Annotated in this window: 12 protein-coding genes; 2 read left to right on the forward strand and 10 right to left on the reverse strand. The window is 62.2% G+C overall.

The features are described from left to right. Positions 1-11 precede the first annotated feature (11 nt). The 6 genes from BVH74_RS00325 to ppc form a co-directional block, all read right to left on the reverse strand. On the reverse strand, positions 12-800 hold the full coding sequence (locus BVH74_RS00325; protein ID WP_080048149.1) for a class I SAM-dependent methyltransferase: 789 nt from the start codon (positions 798-800) through the stop codon (positions 12-14). A 7-nt stretch (positions 801-807) separates the two neighbouring features. Further along, positions 808-1698 carry a DUF72 domain-containing protein gene (locus BVH74_RS00330; RefSeq protein ID WP_080048150.1) on the reverse strand — a complete coding sequence of 297 codons (891 nt, stop codon included), beginning with the start codon at positions 1696-1698 and terminating at the stop codon, positions 808-810. A gap of 3 nt (positions 1699-1701) precedes the next feature. Further along, positions 1702-2016: a hypothetical protein gene (locus BVH74_RS00335; protein ID WP_080048151.1), complete on the reverse strand. Its 315-nt coding sequence runs from the start codon at positions 2014-2016 to the stop codon at positions 1702-1704. Positions 2017-2101: 85 nt separating this feature from the next. Continuing rightward, the gene (tsaB, locus tag BVH74_RS00340; RefSeq protein WP_080048152.1) at positions 2102-2773 is read right to left on the reverse strand and encodes a tRNA (adenosine(37)-N6)-threonylcarbamoyltransferase complex dimerization subunit type 1 TsaB; all 672 of its coding nucleotides are present in this window, start codon (positions 2771-2773) and stop codon (positions 2102-2104) included. 98 nt (positions 2774-2871) lie between these two features. Continuing rightward, positions 2872-3519, reverse strand: coding sequence for an adenylate kinase (gene adk, locus BVH74_RS00345; RefSeq protein WP_080048153.1), 648 nt, complete (start codon positions 3517-3519; stop codon positions 2872-2874). Positions 3520-3794: 275 nt separating this feature from the next. Further along, entirely contained in the window at positions 3795-6434 is a 2640-nt protein-coding gene (ppc, locus tag BVH74_RS00350; protein WP_080048154.1) for a phosphoenolpyruvate carboxylase, read from the reverse strand. Positions 6435-6601: 167 nt separating this feature from the next. Between ppc and BVH74_RS00355 the strand changes: the two genes are divergently transcribed. Then, positions 6602-6946: a pilin assembly protein gene (locus BVH74_RS00355; protein WP_080048155.1), complete on the forward strand. Its 345-nt coding sequence runs from the start codon at positions 6602-6604 to the stop codon at positions 6944-6946. A 5-nt stretch (positions 6947-6951) separates the two neighbouring features. Here the strand turns inward: BVH74_RS00355 and mazG are convergent, their stop codons facing one another. The 4 genes from mazG to cysM are packed head-to-tail and all read right to left on the reverse strand — an operon-like array spanning position 6952 to position 12301. Next, positions 6952-7770, reverse strand: coding sequence for a nucleoside triphosphate pyrophosphohydrolase (gene mazG / locus BVH74_RS00360; protein ID WP_080048156.1), 819 nt, complete (start codon positions 7768-7770; stop codon positions 6952-6954). Next, positions 7767-10013 carry a GTP diphosphokinase gene (gene relA / locus BVH74_RS00365; RefSeq protein WP_080048158.1) on the reverse strand — a complete coding sequence of 749 codons (2247 nt, stop codon included), beginning with the start codon at positions 10011-10013 and terminating at the stop codon, positions 7767-7769. Before relA ends, mazG begins: the two co-directional genes overlap by 4 nt. 30 nt (positions 10014-10043) lie before the next feature. Beyond that, a complete protein-coding gene (rlmD, locus tag BVH74_RS00370; RefSeq protein ID WP_080048159.1) occupies positions 10044-11402 on the reverse strand; it encodes a 23S rRNA (uracil(1939)-C(5))-methyltransferase RlmD in 1359 nt (452 codons plus the stop codon). Positions 11403-11404: 2 nt separating this feature from the next. Next, positions 11405-12301: a cysteine synthase CysM gene (cysM, locus tag BVH74_RS00375; RefSeq protein ID WP_080051566.1), complete on the reverse strand. Its 897-nt coding sequence runs from the start codon at positions 12299-12301 to the stop codon at positions 11405-11407. Positions 12302-12539: 238 nt separating this feature from the next. On the opposite strand from cysM, the gene BVH74_RS00380 reads away from it, so the two are divergent. Further along, complete coding sequence (locus BVH74_RS00380; RefSeq protein ID WP_080048160.1) at positions 12540-15329, forward strand: response regulator; 2790 nt, start codon at positions 12540-12542, stop codon at positions 15327-15329. Positions 15330-15359: the final 30 nt, after the last annotated feature.

Consider the following 15359-nt stretch of genomic DNA (forward strand, 5'->3'; position numbering starts at 1 on the left):
CTTATCTAGGGTCAGACCAGACGCTGCTTGCCGTAGATATCGTAACGACTGGACTGCCCGCTCAGTTGTGCACTGGGGGGCGGCCCTTCAATCGCCGGGGCCTTGCGCGGACGCTTGACTGCTACCCGGTGACTGGCCAGCGCCAGGGCCGCGCTCAGCAGTGCCGGGGCATCCACATCATCGCCCGCCAACGGCCGGAACAGGCGCATCTCCTTCTTCACCAGCGCCGACTTGTCGCGGTGCGGAAACATCGGATCCAGGTGAACCACCTGCGGCACCTCATCAACCCATGCCGTCATCAAGGCAATGGCATCCCCTTCGATCAGCCGCATCCGGGCAACGATCTGCGCCACCTCGCCACCGGCTTGCCGGGCTCGCTCCAGGCCATCAGCCAACAGCGCGGCGATAATCGGCTGCCGCTCGATCAGCATCACCTGACACCCCAGCGCAGCCAGGACAAAGGCATCGCGCCCGAGTCCGGCAGTGGCATCGACAATCGTGGGGCGAATCGAACCCTTGAGCCCAGCCGCCTTGGCCACCATCTGCCCGGTTCCGCCGCCAAACTGACGACGATGGGCCAGAGCGCCCTCGACAAAGTCCACCCGGACCGCCCCCGGCGCACCCGGCGCAGTATCACGCAGGCTCAGACCATCCTCACCCAGGCACAGCAGCAGCCCTTGGGCAACATCCGCTGCCGCCCGACACTCCAGCCCCAGGCGCTGGGCCAAGGCTTCGGCGGCTGGACGCTGGGCTGCCAATTGCCAGCCAACAGCAATACGGTATTCAGTTGTTTCAGTCATGGTGTTCCTAAAAAAGCGCATCCTGCACAGGCTTCTCGGCCAGCTCAAGCTCGCCCGGCCAGGCCGGCATTGGCAGCAGATCGGGGACTCGCTCAGCCAGACGAGCATGGAACTGGCGCGCCAGTTGCGGCGCCAGCCGGTTATCCGGGGTGTGCATAAACAGCATCGGTACCCGGCCCTGCTCCAGCCATTGCACGCACTTGGCCAGCCAAGGCTCAAGAAACGCCAGGTTCGCGGCATTATCCATACCACCGATAAAACGTACTGCTGGCTGCTCACTCAAGGCCAGAGCATGTACCGGCAGGCGCGGCTTGCGTTCCTTGGCTTCACGGGTGGCCGGATCGTCAGCCGTACTGGCAAAGACCGCCCGGCTGTCGAAGATCAGCCGCTCGATGCCACGCTTGTGCAACTGCCGGTTGAGCTGACGTTCGGTCTCGTCCTTGCGAAAGAAGTCGGCATGCCGCACTTCCACCGCGTAACGCCAGGCGCTGGGCAAGGCGTCGAGAAACACCAGCAACTCGGCCAGCGCCGCCGGCCCAAAGCGCGCCGGCAACTGCAGCCAGATCGGTCCCAGACGCTGCTGCAACGGCGCCAGACGCTGAAAAAAACGCTGCAGTTCGCTGGCGTTCGGGTCCAGCCGGGCGCCGTGACTGATCTCGCGCGGCAGCTTGGCGCAAAACCGGAAGTCGTCCGGCAGTAGTTCAGCCCAGCGCGCTACCGTAGTCTCGCCCGGCAAGGCGTAAAAGGTAGTATTGCCTTCGACCGCACCAAACACCTGGGCATATTGCTGCAACCGCTGATCGGCATCAGCGTCGCTGCGATACAGACTCCCCAGCCAGCCGGGCTCAGCCCATAGCGGGCAGCCCAGCACAATACGTGGTGGCGGACAAAGACTCACGACTCAGGCGTAGGTATCGATACCGAAGATACCCGACTCCTCGGCGTCGACCGGCAGACTGGCAGTGAACTGATAGCTGGCCAGGGCCTGATTGGCCTTGCCGAACGCCGGCTCAGCGCTGTCACGACGCGCCGGAATGTATTCGGCATTGGCACTGGACGCATTGACCGGACGACTGGCTAGCGCCTTGACCGGCTCAACCGGTGCCGCCGGGGCCGTTTGCCCGGCGCGCGCCGACTCGCTGTTGGCCTGGGGGGCCACAGGGCGATTGATGCGCTCCGGGAGCGCATTGAAGGGCGAGAAACCGTCCAGGCGCATGGAAGAATAATCCAATTGATATTGAAACTAGGGTATCCGCCCTGACCGCACGCTGCAAGAGCCCCGGACGGCGGCATGAGCAGCGCTAGCGCTGCTTGGGCGTTGCTACCTGATCACGCAGATACACCGGCTGGGCATCGGCGGCATCCAGCCAATGACCTGCCTGCCAGTCAGGCATGGCCAGATCGAGCAGGTCTTGCGCATCGGGCAACATCTGCGGCCACTGACGTTCGGCCTGGACCGCCAGACGCTCGGCATACTGCCAGCCAGTACCAGCCCCACCCTGCAGCACCAATTCGGCGGGTGGGCTGACCTGCTCCGGCGCACAAACCCGCTCCTCCCCCTGCAAGCGCATAACGCCCTGCTCAAGCCGATAGCAGCCCCAGTACACCTCATCCATGCGCGCATCAATTGCGGCAGCGACCTGTTCAACTCCGTGCTCACGGTATGCCCGCTGTGCCAAAGCGGCCAGATTGGACACACCAATCACCGGCTTGCCGATGGCGAAAGCCAGGCCCTGCACCATGCCGGTGGCAATCCTCACCCCGGTAAAGGCACCCGGCCCGCGGCCGAACACCAGACAGTCGACCGCGGACATGCCTATCCCGGCCTCGGCCAGCAACTCCTCGATCATCGGCAGCAGGCGCTGGGCATGCAAACGGGGAATGATCTCGAAGCGGTGGTAGCGCTGGCCGTTATGCAGCAGCGCAGCCGAGCAGGCTTCGGTGGCGGTATCGATGGCAAGCAAGGTAGTCATGGGTAGTCCGTGTGACGAGTCAGGCGCGATTGTAGCCAAAACGAAAAACCCGCGCGACCGTGAGGTGGCGCGGGTTTATGAACTGCCGGTGCGGGCGATCAGCCCAGTGCGGCAATCACTTTGGCTGTGATCTGCTCAACGCTGCCAACCCCTTCCACCATGGAATAGTTCGGCTTGCCCTGGGCAGCGGACAGCTTCTGATAGAAGTCGACCAACGGTTTGGTCTGGGTGTGGTAGACCTCCAGACGCTTGCGCACGGTGGCTTCCTGATCGTCTTCACGCTGGATCAGGTCTTCACCGGTGACATCGTCCTTGCCAGCGACCTTCGGCGGGTTGTGCTGAACATGGTAGACCCGACCAGAACCCGGGTGCACCCGACGGCCAGACATGCGAGCCACGATTTCTTCGTCTTCAACGGCGATTTCCAGCACGTTGTCGATTTCAATTCCGGCCTCAACCAGAGCTTCGGCCTGGGGAATGGTGCGCGGGAAACCGTCAAACAGGAAACCCTTGGCGCAATCATCCTGAGCGATACGTTCCTTGATCAAGCCAATGATCAGGTCGTCAGACACCAGCCCGCCGCTGTCCATAACTTCCTTGACCTGCTTGCCCAGCTCGGTGCCGGCCTTGACCGCCGCACGCAGCATGTCGCCAGTCGAGATCTGGGGGATATCGAAGCGTTGGCAGATGAACTGGGCCTGAGTGCCCTTGCCCGCGCCGGGGGCGCCCAAAAGGATCACGCGCATATTGAACTCCTCGTCTAACTGAAATCTGGGGGCCGCCTGCGGCTCAGAGCCGGAGGCTGGCGGCACCAGCGGGCGGGCTCTGGGAACGACGGCACCCGGCCCGTGGCTTACCAGGCGCTGGCGTGTGACCTGTTCAGAGGCCCCGGCTGATGCGGGAACTGTTCGGTTATCGCAAAAGGGCGTTCAACATACACGCACAATCGGGCATGCACAAGCTGGACCATGGTCGCAATCGGATAAAACCCTGAAATGATTATCCGCTTGTGACCACTCGGTCAGCCGGTATTGCGCATCCCTGCCGCGATACCGGCAACCGTCACCAGCAGCGCCCGCTCCAGCGCCGGATCGATGTTTTGACCTTGGGCCCGGGTCCGTGCCATCAACTCAGCCTGAAGCAGGTGCAAGGGATCGGTATACGGGTTACGCACCGCCACCGACTCGCCAAGCACGGGATTGTGGGCCAGCAACCGGTCACTTTCGCGCAGATTGAGAATTACCGTTACAGCCTGCTCCAATGCCCTGCGCAAACGCTCGCCAAGCGGCCAGAGTGCCGGCTCGGCCAAACGCTCTTCGTAAAAGCGGGCGATGCCGGCATCAGCCTTGGACAGGACCATTTCCAGCATTTCCACCCGGGCCAGAAAGAACGGCCAGTGCGACATCATGTCGCGCAGTTGTTGCTGACGACCTGCCGCCAGGGCTTCAGCCAATGCCTGACCGGCGCCAAGCCAGGCCGGCAACATCAACCGGGTCTGGGTCCAGGCAAAAATCCACGGAATCGCACGCAGGGTTTCGATCCCCCCCTGGCTCCGCCGCTTGGCTGGCCGACTCCCCAGCGGCAGTCGCGCCAGCTCCTGCTCCGGGGTCGCCTGGCGGAAGTATTCGACGAATTGCGGTTCCTCACGGACCACTCCCCGATATATTGCCACCGAACGATCGGCCAACTGCTGCATCAACTCGCGCCAAGCCGGCTCCGGGGCGGGTGGCGGCAGCAGGGTCGCTTCCAGCACGGCGCTGGTGTACAGCCTCAGACTCTGCACCGCGATGCCCGGCAGACCAAACTTGAAGCGGATCATCTCCCCCTGTTCGGTAACCCGGAACTGCCCATTCACCGAACCTGGCGGCTGCGAAAGAATCGCCATGTGCGCCGGCGCGCCACCACGACCCACGGTACCACCACGACCATGGAACAGGCGCAGACGTACGCCATGCTGACGGGCGACTTGCACCAGCGCCTCCTGAGCCCGGTACTGGGCCCAGCCAGCGGCCAGAGTGCCGGCATCCTTGGCCGAGTCGGAATAGCCGATCATGACTTCCTGCTCGTCACCCACCAGCGCTCGATAACCCGGCAGGCCCAACAACTGATCGATTACAGCCGCCCCCTGATCCAGATCGGCCAGCGTCTCGAACAACGGTACCACCCGCATCGGCCAGCTCAGGCCGGCCTCCTTGAGCAGCAACTTAACCGCCAGCACATCGGAAGCACTACCCGCCATGGAGATCACATAGGAGCCCAGCAGTTCACGCGGTTGGGTGGCAACCACCCGACAGGTTGCCAGCACTTCGGCCACCTCCGCGCTCGGTTGCCAGTGCGGCGGCAGCAGCGGCCGCTTGCTGGCCAGTTCTGTCAACAGGAACTGGCAGCGCTGCGACTCATCCCAGTCAGCATAACGCCCCAGCTCCAGGTATTCGGTCAAGGCGCTGAGGACATCGGCATGCCGCGCCGCGTCCTGACGGATATCCAGGCGTACCAGACCAAGCCCGAAGGCATTGACCCGACGCAGGGTATCCAGCAAGGGGCCGTTGGCGATCAGCTCCATGCCCTGCTCCAGCAGCGACTGATAACAGCATTCCAGTGGCTCTCGCAGCTCATCGATACTGTGCAGACAGTCGGCCGGTTCGGCCAGCTCGGTACTTAGCGCCGCCTCTGCCCAGGAGCGGGTCGACTGCAGGCGGCTGCGCAATTGTTTCATCAGCGCCCGATAGGGCTCATCGACATCGCCTACCCGTTGGCGCAGCTCAGCGCTGGCAGCCTGCATCGAGAGCTGGTTGCTGAGCAGCTCGATATCGCGCAGATACAGATCAGCAGCCATCCAGCGGCCCAGCAGCAACACTTCGCGGGTTACCGGTGCGGTGACATTGGGGTTGCCGTCACGATCCCCGCCCATCCATGAGGCCACGCGCAAAGGTGCGCTACGCAGCCCAAGCCCCGGCCCAGCAACAGCAGCCAGTTCGTCATCGAGTCGGCGCAAGAACTGCGGCAGTGCCTGCCACAACGAATGCTCGATCACGGCAAAGCCCCATTTGGCTTCATCCACCGGGGTCGGTCGGTTGCGGCGGATTTCATCGGTATGCCAGGCCTCGCTGATCAGACGGGCCAGATCCTCACGCACGGCGGCCCGTTCTCCGGCACTCAGGTCATCGTGATCACGGCGGGCCAGCGCCAGCGCAATGGCATCATATTTCTGGATCAGGGTACGTCGGGCAACTTCGGTGGGGTGTGCGGTCAGTACCAGCTCAATATCCAGCCGTTCGACTTCGGCACTGAGCTGTTCGCCTGACAGGCCTTGGGTACGCAGGCGCTCGAACAGCTCGGTAAGGCAGCGCTCCTCGAAGCCAACGGGCTCATCCTCGCGGCGCCGGCGAATCCGGTGATACTGTTCGGCGATATTGGCCAGATTGAGAAATTGGTTGAAAGCCCGGCACACCGGCAGCAGCAGATCGTCCGGCAGGTCATGCAATTCGCTGAGCAAGGCCTCATGAGCTGCCTGATCAGTCTGGCGACCCTGCTTGGCTCCCAGGCGGATACGCTCGATCCGGGCCAGAAAATCATCCCCCAGATGCGTCTTGATGGTTTGCCCCAACAGCTCGCCCAGATCATGCACATCTTCGCGCAGCCGCACATCGATTTCCGCCATGCCATCCTCCTCTGACCTCACCATGTCCGGTCAGCATGTCGTTTTGCAACCAGGCTGACAAGCCCTGCTTTGGGCGGCAAGCGGCCTACAACTGATCTATGCTGAAAGTGTCGCCACAAGCGACTTGTCACTGGTTGTGCCCGGCACTCCGGGCGATAGGGGGAAACATGAAGATCCGTGAGCTCACCCAGCACTGGGAACGCATCGCCAAAGGCCGCGTCACCAGCAACACTTACCAGGTCAATCTGCCGTTGGAGGATGCCGCGCGGCTTGCCGCATTGCATGAGATGTATCCCAAGCGCCGGATTGAGGATCTGATCACTGACCTGCTGGGCTCCGCTCTGGAAGAGCTGGAAGCCGGCCTGCCCTACCAGCCGGGCACCAAGGTCATCGCGCTGGATGAGCTGGGCGATCCGTTATATGACGATGTCGGCCCAACCCCCCGTTACCTGGCCCTGAGCCGCAAGCATCTGCAGCAATTGGTCAGTCAGGAAAAAGAGCCGCAGCACTAGGAGCGTCAAAGCCCCTGGCGCTTGGCTTCATCCCACAGGGCGTCGAGTTCCTGCAGTGAGCACTGCTCGACGCCACGCCCACCTTCGCTCAGCTGTTGCTCGATAAAGCGGAACCGCCGCTCGAATTTGTCATTGCCGGCCCGCAGCGCCGTTTCGGCATCGACCTTGAGATGGCGCGCCAGATTGACCGTGCAGAACAACAGATCGCCGACTTCCTCGGCCACCGCGACCTGGTCGCCCTGAGCGATGGCCTGACGGATTTCGTCCAGCTCCTCAGCCAGCTTGTCGATCACCGGCAAAGTGTCCGGCCAGTCGAACCCGGCCCGGGCGGCGCGCCCCTGCAGTTTCTGTGCCCGGCTCAGCGCCGGCAGGGCTTTAGGGATGTCATCGAGCAGCGACAATTGCTCCGGCGCGTCGGCCCGATCAGCGCGCTCCTCGGCCTTGATCTCCTCCCAGCGGCGCTTGATCTGCTCCTGGGGCAGGCTCAGGGTGCCCGGCGGCGTGCGCAGATTACCGTCAGGGAAGACATGCGGGTGGCGACGGACCAGCTTGCGGGTAATCCCATCCACCACCTCATCCCAGCCAAAGTGGCCGGCCTCACGACCGAGCTGGGCATAGTAGACCACCTGAAACAACAGATCGCCCAACTCGCCGGCCAGTTGCCGGTAGTCGCCTTCGGCGATGGCATCGGCCACCTCATAGGCTTCTTCCAAAGTATGCGGCACGATGGTCTCGAACGACTGCTCCAGATCCCAAGGGCAACCATATTGCGGATCACGCAAGCGCGCCATCAGGTATAGCAGATCGTCCAGCCGGTAACTCATCCGCGGGCCTCCTGACGGTTGCGGCGAGCCTCCAGCACGTTCGGCAATTGGCTGATCCGGGCCAGCAGACGCCCCAGCAGGCTCAGGTTCGGCACTTCGACGGTCAGCAGCATGGCGGCGTAGTTGTCGTCCTTGTTGGTCCGGGTGTTGACCTCAAGCACATTGACCTTTTCATTGGCTAGCAACTGCGATACGTCACGCAACAGACCCGAGCGATCATAAGCACGAATATAGATTTCCACCGGATAGGTCTGTACCGGCTCACCACCCCAACTGACTTCGATCAGCCGCTCGGAATCGCGGTCCTGCAACTGCACGGCGTTGGCACAGTCAGCCCGGTGTACGGTTACACCACGGCCCAGGGTGATATAGCCGATGATCGGATCACCCGGCACCGGCTGGCAGCACCCGGCCAGTTGGGTCATCAGGTTGCCGACGCCCTGAATATAGACATCGCCACGCCGGCCAGGGCGGCTCGGTCGCCGGGGAATAAGCTCCAGCTGTTCGCTGTGCCGGTCCGGCTCGACCAGTTGCTGGGCGACATTGACCACATGAGCCAGACGCTGATCGCCCGAGCCTACGGCGGCGAACAGATCCTCCTGACTCTTGATCCCGAGCCGGTCAATCAGTTGCGCATAATCGGCCCCGTTCAGCGCCAGCCGGGTCAATTCACGCTCGAGCATCAGCTTGCCGGCCTGAACGTTCTGCTCCCGCGCCTGTTGCTTGAACCAGTGCTGAATCTTGGCCCGTGCCCGCGAGGTATTGACGTAACCGAGGTTGGTGTTGAGCCAGTCCCGGCTTGGGCCGTTGTGCTTGCCGGTGATGATTTCGACCTGCTCGCCGGTCTGCAGAATGTAGTTGAGCGGGACAATCCGCCCATTGACCTTGGCACCCCGGCAGCGGTGACCAATCTCGGTATGAATGCGATAGGCGAAATCCAGCGGGGTCGCGCCCTTGGGCACATCCACCGCATGGCCATCGGGGGTGAACAGATAGATGCGATCGGGCTCGAAGTCGACCCTCAACTGTTCGGCCAGACCACCAATATCGCCCATTTCCTCGTGCCATTCGAGCACCTGGCGCAACCAGGCGATCTTGTCTTCGTAGGCGTTGGAGGCGCTGTTGACGTCGGTACCCTTGTAGCGCCAGTGGGCGCAAACCCCCAGTTCGGCTTCCTCGTGCATGGCCTGAGTCCGGATTTGGACTTCCAGCACTTTGCCCTCCGGGCCGATCACCGCAGTATGCAGCGAGCGGTAGCCATTTTCCTTGGGATTGGCGATATAGTCGTCGAACTCGTTGGGAATGTGCCGCCACAGGCTATGCACGATACCCAGCGCGGTATAGCAGTCACGCACCAGCGGCACCAGAACCCGAACCGCCCGCACGTCATAGATCTGACTGAAATCGATCCCCTTGCGCTGCATCTTGCGCCAGATCGAATAAATGTGTTTGGCCCGACCGGTGATCTCGGCGTGGATACCCGCCTCTTCCAGCTCGCTGCGCAGCTGGTTCATGACACTGTCGATGTACTCCTGACGATCCAGTCGGCGCTCGTCCAGCAGCTTGGCGATCTGCTTGTATTGCACCGGCTCGAGGTAGCGGAACGACAGATCTTCCAACTCCCACTTGATGTGACCGATGCCCAGCCGGTGGGCCAGCGGGGCATAGATGTCGAACACCTCGCGGGCGACCCGATAGCGTTTCTCCTCGGGCGCATCCTTGACCGCCCGGATCGCACAGGTACGCTCGGCCAGCTTGATCAGCGCCACCCGTACGTCATCGACCATGGTCACCAGCATCTTGCGCAGATTCTCGATCTGCGCCTGAGGGCTGAACGCCTTGGTCTTGGCTGGGTTTTGCGAGACGCTGATGGCCGCCATCCGCTGCACCCCATCCACCAGCCGGGCGACTACCTCACCAAACCGGTGCTCGACCTCGGCCAGGTCAGTCTTGCGCTCACGCACCGCCCGGTAGACCACGGCGGCCACCAGTGAATCCTGGTCCAGTTTGAGATCGGCCAGAATCTCGGCCATTTCCAGGCCGATCCGGTAACTGCTGGTGCCTTCGGACCAGATGTTCTCTGCGGCGATCGCCGCCTGCTCGAGATCTTCCGCCCACTCACAGGCTTCACGCAGCACCGCCGGTGACTGCAACGGCACGCGGTGCTGAATACGCTCCAGCCAGGCATCCAGATTGACGCTGCCGTCACGATTGATCGGGTGTTCCGCTCTGACTTGTACCATTACCTCGATTCCTCGCCGCTCTGGCGACACTCACTTGTGGTGTCGAAACAGAGCCATGGCTTCCACATGGGCAGTATGCGGGAACATATCCATGATCCCGATCCGCTCCAGTCGATATCCCGCTTCGGCCAGCAGTCCCGCATCACGCGCCAGGGTCGCCGGATTGCAGGAAACATACAACACCCGACCAACCCCCAGCGCCGCCAACCCCCGGACCACCTGTTGCGCCCCGTCACGCGGCGGATCCAGCAAAGCCGCGTCCCAAACCTGTCCGGACAATATCTCCGTCACCGGCTTCGACAAGTCCGCCTGGGAAAAGTGCAGGCCCTGCAGCGCATTTTTGCCGGCGTTGGCCGCAGCCCGGGCCACCATCGCCTCACTGCCTTCGATGGCGCTGACCTGCGCACCCTGGCGCGCCAGGGCCAGGGCAAAATTACCTACCCCGCAAAACAGATCCAGGATCCGCTCACCCGGTTGTGGTGCCAGCCAGTCCAGCGCCTGGTTGACCATCCGCTGGTTGATCTCGGCATTGACCTGAGTGAAGTCACCCGGAGCGAACTCAAAGCATAGCTGCTGATCGGCCAGACGGTAGGCCGGCATTGCCTGCTCGGCATCGGCCGTCACGCACCGCGCCGCCTGCCCCTCTTCACCCTGTAGCCAGCAGTGTGCCTGGTGCGCCCGGGCCAGCACGCCAAGCGCCTCGACATCAGCCGCCGGCAACGCGCGGACATGCCGCACCAACAATGCCGGCCGCTCACCACCGATCAGCTCGACATGCCCCAACGCCTGAGGTGCCTGCAAACGCCCCAGCACTGCCGGCAGTGCCTTGAGCAAGGCTTCAAGCGCAGGCACCAGAATGGGGCATTGATTCACTTCGACCAGCTCGCTGCTGCCACGCTGGCGATAACCTACCTGCAAACGCTGCTGCTCCGGCTGCCAGCGAACGGCGATACGGGTACGCTGCCGGTAGCCGTATTCCGGCCCCAGCAGCGGTGCTGCCCAGTGCTCTGGTTGTATACCGGCAAAATGTTGCAATTGCTGGGCCAGGGCCTGCTGTTTAATCCTGAGCTGAGTCGCATGTGGCATGTGTTGGAGATTGCAGCCACCGCACAGATCGGCATGCACGCAGACCGGAACCTGGCGTTCGGAATCCCCACCGAGCACCCGTTCCAGGCGCGCCTCGATCAGCTTGCTGCGGGCCTGAACAACCCGTGCGCGGACGGTTTCTCCAGGCAGACCGCCCTCAACGAACACCGTGCGCCCCTGCCATTGACCGATGCCACGGCCATCATGGGTCAGGCGCTCCAGTCCAAGCTCCAGCCGTTGGCCAATGGCCGCTGGCGCCTGCGCCTGCGGCGTACGCCGCGCCCGCCCTCGAAATCTGTTCATGGTCAGTTGTCGTATACCCCGGTGGACAAGTAGCGGTCACCCCGGTCGCAAATGATTGCCACAATCACCGCATTCTCGACCTCAGCACTGATACGCAAGGCCCCGGCCACCGCGCCGCCAGAGGAAACACCACAGAAGATGCCCTCTTCACGAGCCAGACGACGCATGGTTCGCTCGGCCTCCTCCTGGCCCATGTCAATCACCTGATCGACCCGGCTGGCATCGAAGATGCTCGGCAGATAGGCCTCTGGCCAGCGCCGGATACCAGGAATCGAGGCGCCTTCCATCGGCTGCAGGCCGACGATCCGGATCGCCGGGTTCTGTTCCTTGAGATAGCGGGACGTGCCCATGATGGTGCCGGTGGTGCCCATCGAGCTGACGAAATGGGTAATGCTGCCTTGGGTATCGCGCCAGATCTCCGGACCGGTACCAGTGTAGTGAGCCTCAGGATTGTCCTGATTGCCAAACTGGTCGAGCACCTTGCCCTTGCCTTCGCTTTGCATCTGCAACGCCAGATCACGGGCACCTTCCATGCTTGCCTCGCGGCTGACCAAAATCAGTTCGGCACCATAGGCGGTCATCGCCGCCTTGCGCTCGGCACTCATGTTGTCGGGCATGATCAGGACCATCCGATAACCTTTGATCGCCGCCACCATGGCCAGCGCGATACCGGTATTGCCTGAGGTCGCCTCGATCAGTGTGTCGCCCGGTTTGATCGCCCCGCTCAGCTCAGCGCGCTCAATCATTGACAGTGCCGGACGATCCTTGACCGACCCCGCCGGATTGTTGCCTTCGAGCTTGACCAGTACGGTATTGCTGGTTTGGCCAGGCAAACGTTGCAGGCGAACCAGAGGGGTGTTGCCAATGCAGTCGGCAATGGTGGGATACTCGATATTCATCATTCACCTACATACTCAATTACGTCAGTTTGCCGCCCTCCAGGCCCATTGACAGGACGCTACTCTGAGGTTCGGCTCTGGCTTGAGGCTGTGCTTTTTTGTCAGTACGCCTATGATACCGACAAACGGGTCTCAGGACCCAGGTGAAACACAAATCGGACACAGAAAATCCTGGTAGGCCGGTGAACCATGTTTCCCTGAATATTCTGACCCACCAACAACCTGCACGAGAGGTCCCATGAGCGAGATTGGCATCAAGGCCCGCATCCTGTTGATGACCCTGGTCCCGGCCGGGCTTCTGGCAGTGACTCTGGGTGGCTGGTTTGCCTGGCAACAGTCGAACCAGTTGGAACGCCAGCTGCTCGAACGCGGACTGATGACCGTCGAGTACCTGCAACGCCCCAGCACCGTGGCCCTGATCCACCAACAGCCCGAAGAACTGAGTACTCTGCTGAACAACGCCCTCAATCACAGCGATGTCAGAGCCGTCAGCCTGCTCAGCCCCGACCAGCAATTGCTGACCCATGCCGGCCCACGGATGATCCCCGGCGCACGCACCCTGGCGACCGACGGGCTGGGCGCCGGCACTGGCCTGCAAGTCCGTGCTAGCAGGGCCAGCAGCCGTTTCACCCTGCCGCTGCTGGCCACCACCGAACTGATTGCACAATTTCCCGATGCCCTGCTGGAAGCCGATCAGTTGCTTGGCTGGCTGGAGGTCGAACTGAGCCACAGCAGCACCCAGATCCGCCGCTACCAGGGGCTGCTGAGCGCCAGCGCCCTGATTATCATCGGTCTGCTGATTACCGGCGGGGTAGTCAGCACCATGGGCCGACGCATCACCGATCCGGTCGGCCAGATCAACGACACCATTGACCGGATCAGCGAAGGCCAACTGGATGTACGCCTGGGCGCTACCGGCAGCCGCGAACTGGATGATCTGGCCAATGGCATCAACACCATGGCCCGCACCCTGCAGAGCGCCCAAGGCGAACTGCAGCAGAACATCGACCAAGCCACCGAAGACTTAAGGCAAACCCTGGAAACCATCGAAATCCAGAACATCGAGTTGGACATGGCGCGCAAGACTGCTCAAGAAGCCAGCCGGATCAAATCTGAATTCCTGGCCAACATGAGCCATGAATTGCGCACCCCACTCAACGGCATCCTCGGCTTCAGCAATCTGCTGCAGCGTACCGAACTGAGTCCACGCCAACAGGAATACCTGGATACCATTGGCAAGTCGGCCGACAACCTGTTGGCGATCATCAACGAGATCCTCGACTTCTCCAAGATCGAAGCCGGCAAGCTGATTCTCGACAACCTGCCATTCAACCTGCGCGACCTGATTCAGGACACCCTGACCATGCTCGCCCCGGCCGCCCATATCAAGGGCCTGGAGTTGGTCAACATCATCTACCGCGACACGCCGTTGGGGCTGAGCGGCGACCCGCTGCGGCTCAAGCAGATCCTCGCCAACCTGATCAGCAATGCAATCAAGTTCACCCATCAGGGCTCGGTTTGCGTGCGCACCATGCTCGAGCAGGAAGACGAGACCCACGCCCTGCTGAGAATCAGCGTGACCGACACCGGCGTTGGCCTGACCAGCGCCGAGCAGAAGTCGCTGTTCCAGGCCTTCAGTCAGGCCGACAACACCCTGACCAGGCAATCCGGCGGTACCGGTCTGGGGCTGGTGATCGCCAAACGCCTGGTCGAGCAGATGCACGGCGAAATCGGCCTGCACAGCAAGCCCGGCGAAGGCTCGGAATTCTGGCTGACGCTACGCCTGAACAAATCCAGTCAGGCCGCCGACGACTTACCCGATACACCGCTGGCGGGCCTCAGTGCCGCACTGATCGAGCCTCAACTGTTAAGCCGTCAGGCGCTGCTGCACGGCCTTGAGGACCTGGGCCTGAACGTTTGCCTGTATGACAGCCCGCAAGCCCTGGAACAGCAGCTTCAGAGCGGAGCCGAGCCACCGGCTTTGGTGTTGTTAAGCTCGCAGCAACCCAACTGTGGTCCCGGCGAGCCGCTAAATCTGGCCCGTGAATGGGCCAAACAGCATGACAGCAAGTACATTCTGCTGACCGAAACCAGCGAGCACCTGCCCGAACTTGATCAATTGGTCGGCTCGCAATGCCAGGTCCTTTCCAAACCGGTCTGCCAACGCAAACTGTTCCGCGCCGCCCTGCTGCTGCTACGCCCGCAACCCCAGAACGACCCCGCCGTCAACCAACCACGCCAGGAGAGCCTGCTCAAGGTTTTGTGTGTCGACGACAACCCGGCAAACCTGCGCCTGGTCGAAACCTTCCTCAGCGAAATGGGAGCCCAGGTCATCACCGCCAGCAGCGGCGAAGAAGCCCTGAGCATTACCGGTGAGCAGCGTATTGATCTGATATTCATGGACGTTCAGATGCCTGGCATGGACGGCCGCCAGACCACTGCCGAACTGCGTCTGCGCGAAGAGATTGCCGGTTGCGATGCGGTCCCGATAGTTGCCCTGACCGCCCATGCCCTGGCCGAGGAGCGGCGACAACTGCTCAAATGTGGCATGAACGACTATCTGAGCAAGCCGATCAGCCCGGAACAGCTGCGCTACTGCGTGCACCGCTGGACCGGCATCATTCTTGACCCGCTACCCGAAGCACCAGCACGTGATGATGAGCCGCAACCCGAGGCCAGCACCCTGGATGAAGCGCTGCCAGTGCTGGACAACGCCGAAGGCTTGCGCCTGGCCGCCGGCAAGCTAGATTTGGCCGAAGACATGTTGCACATGCTGATCGGCAGCCTGGCGGATGAACGCCGGCGTATCGAACAGGCACTGCAGCAGGAACAGCCAGACGCCCTGCTCGAACATGTTCACCGCCTGCATGGCGCTACCCGCTATTGCGGCGTGCCACAATTGCGTAATTGTTGCCAGGCGGCTGAGAATCGACTGAAACAGGGGCAGAACTGCCAGGCCGAGATCCACCAACTGCTACAGGCCATCGAGCGACTGCAGGCCTGTCAGGCCGACCTGGAGCAGCGCTGACCCTAGGGAAACACTGATTAAATCAGTTTC

Origin of the sequence: Halopseudomonas phragmitis (assembly GCF_002056295.1) — a bacterium.
GTDB classification, from domain to species: Bacteria; Pseudomonadota; Gammaproteobacteria; order Pseudomonadales; family Pseudomonadaceae; genus Halopseudomonas; species Halopseudomonas phragmitis.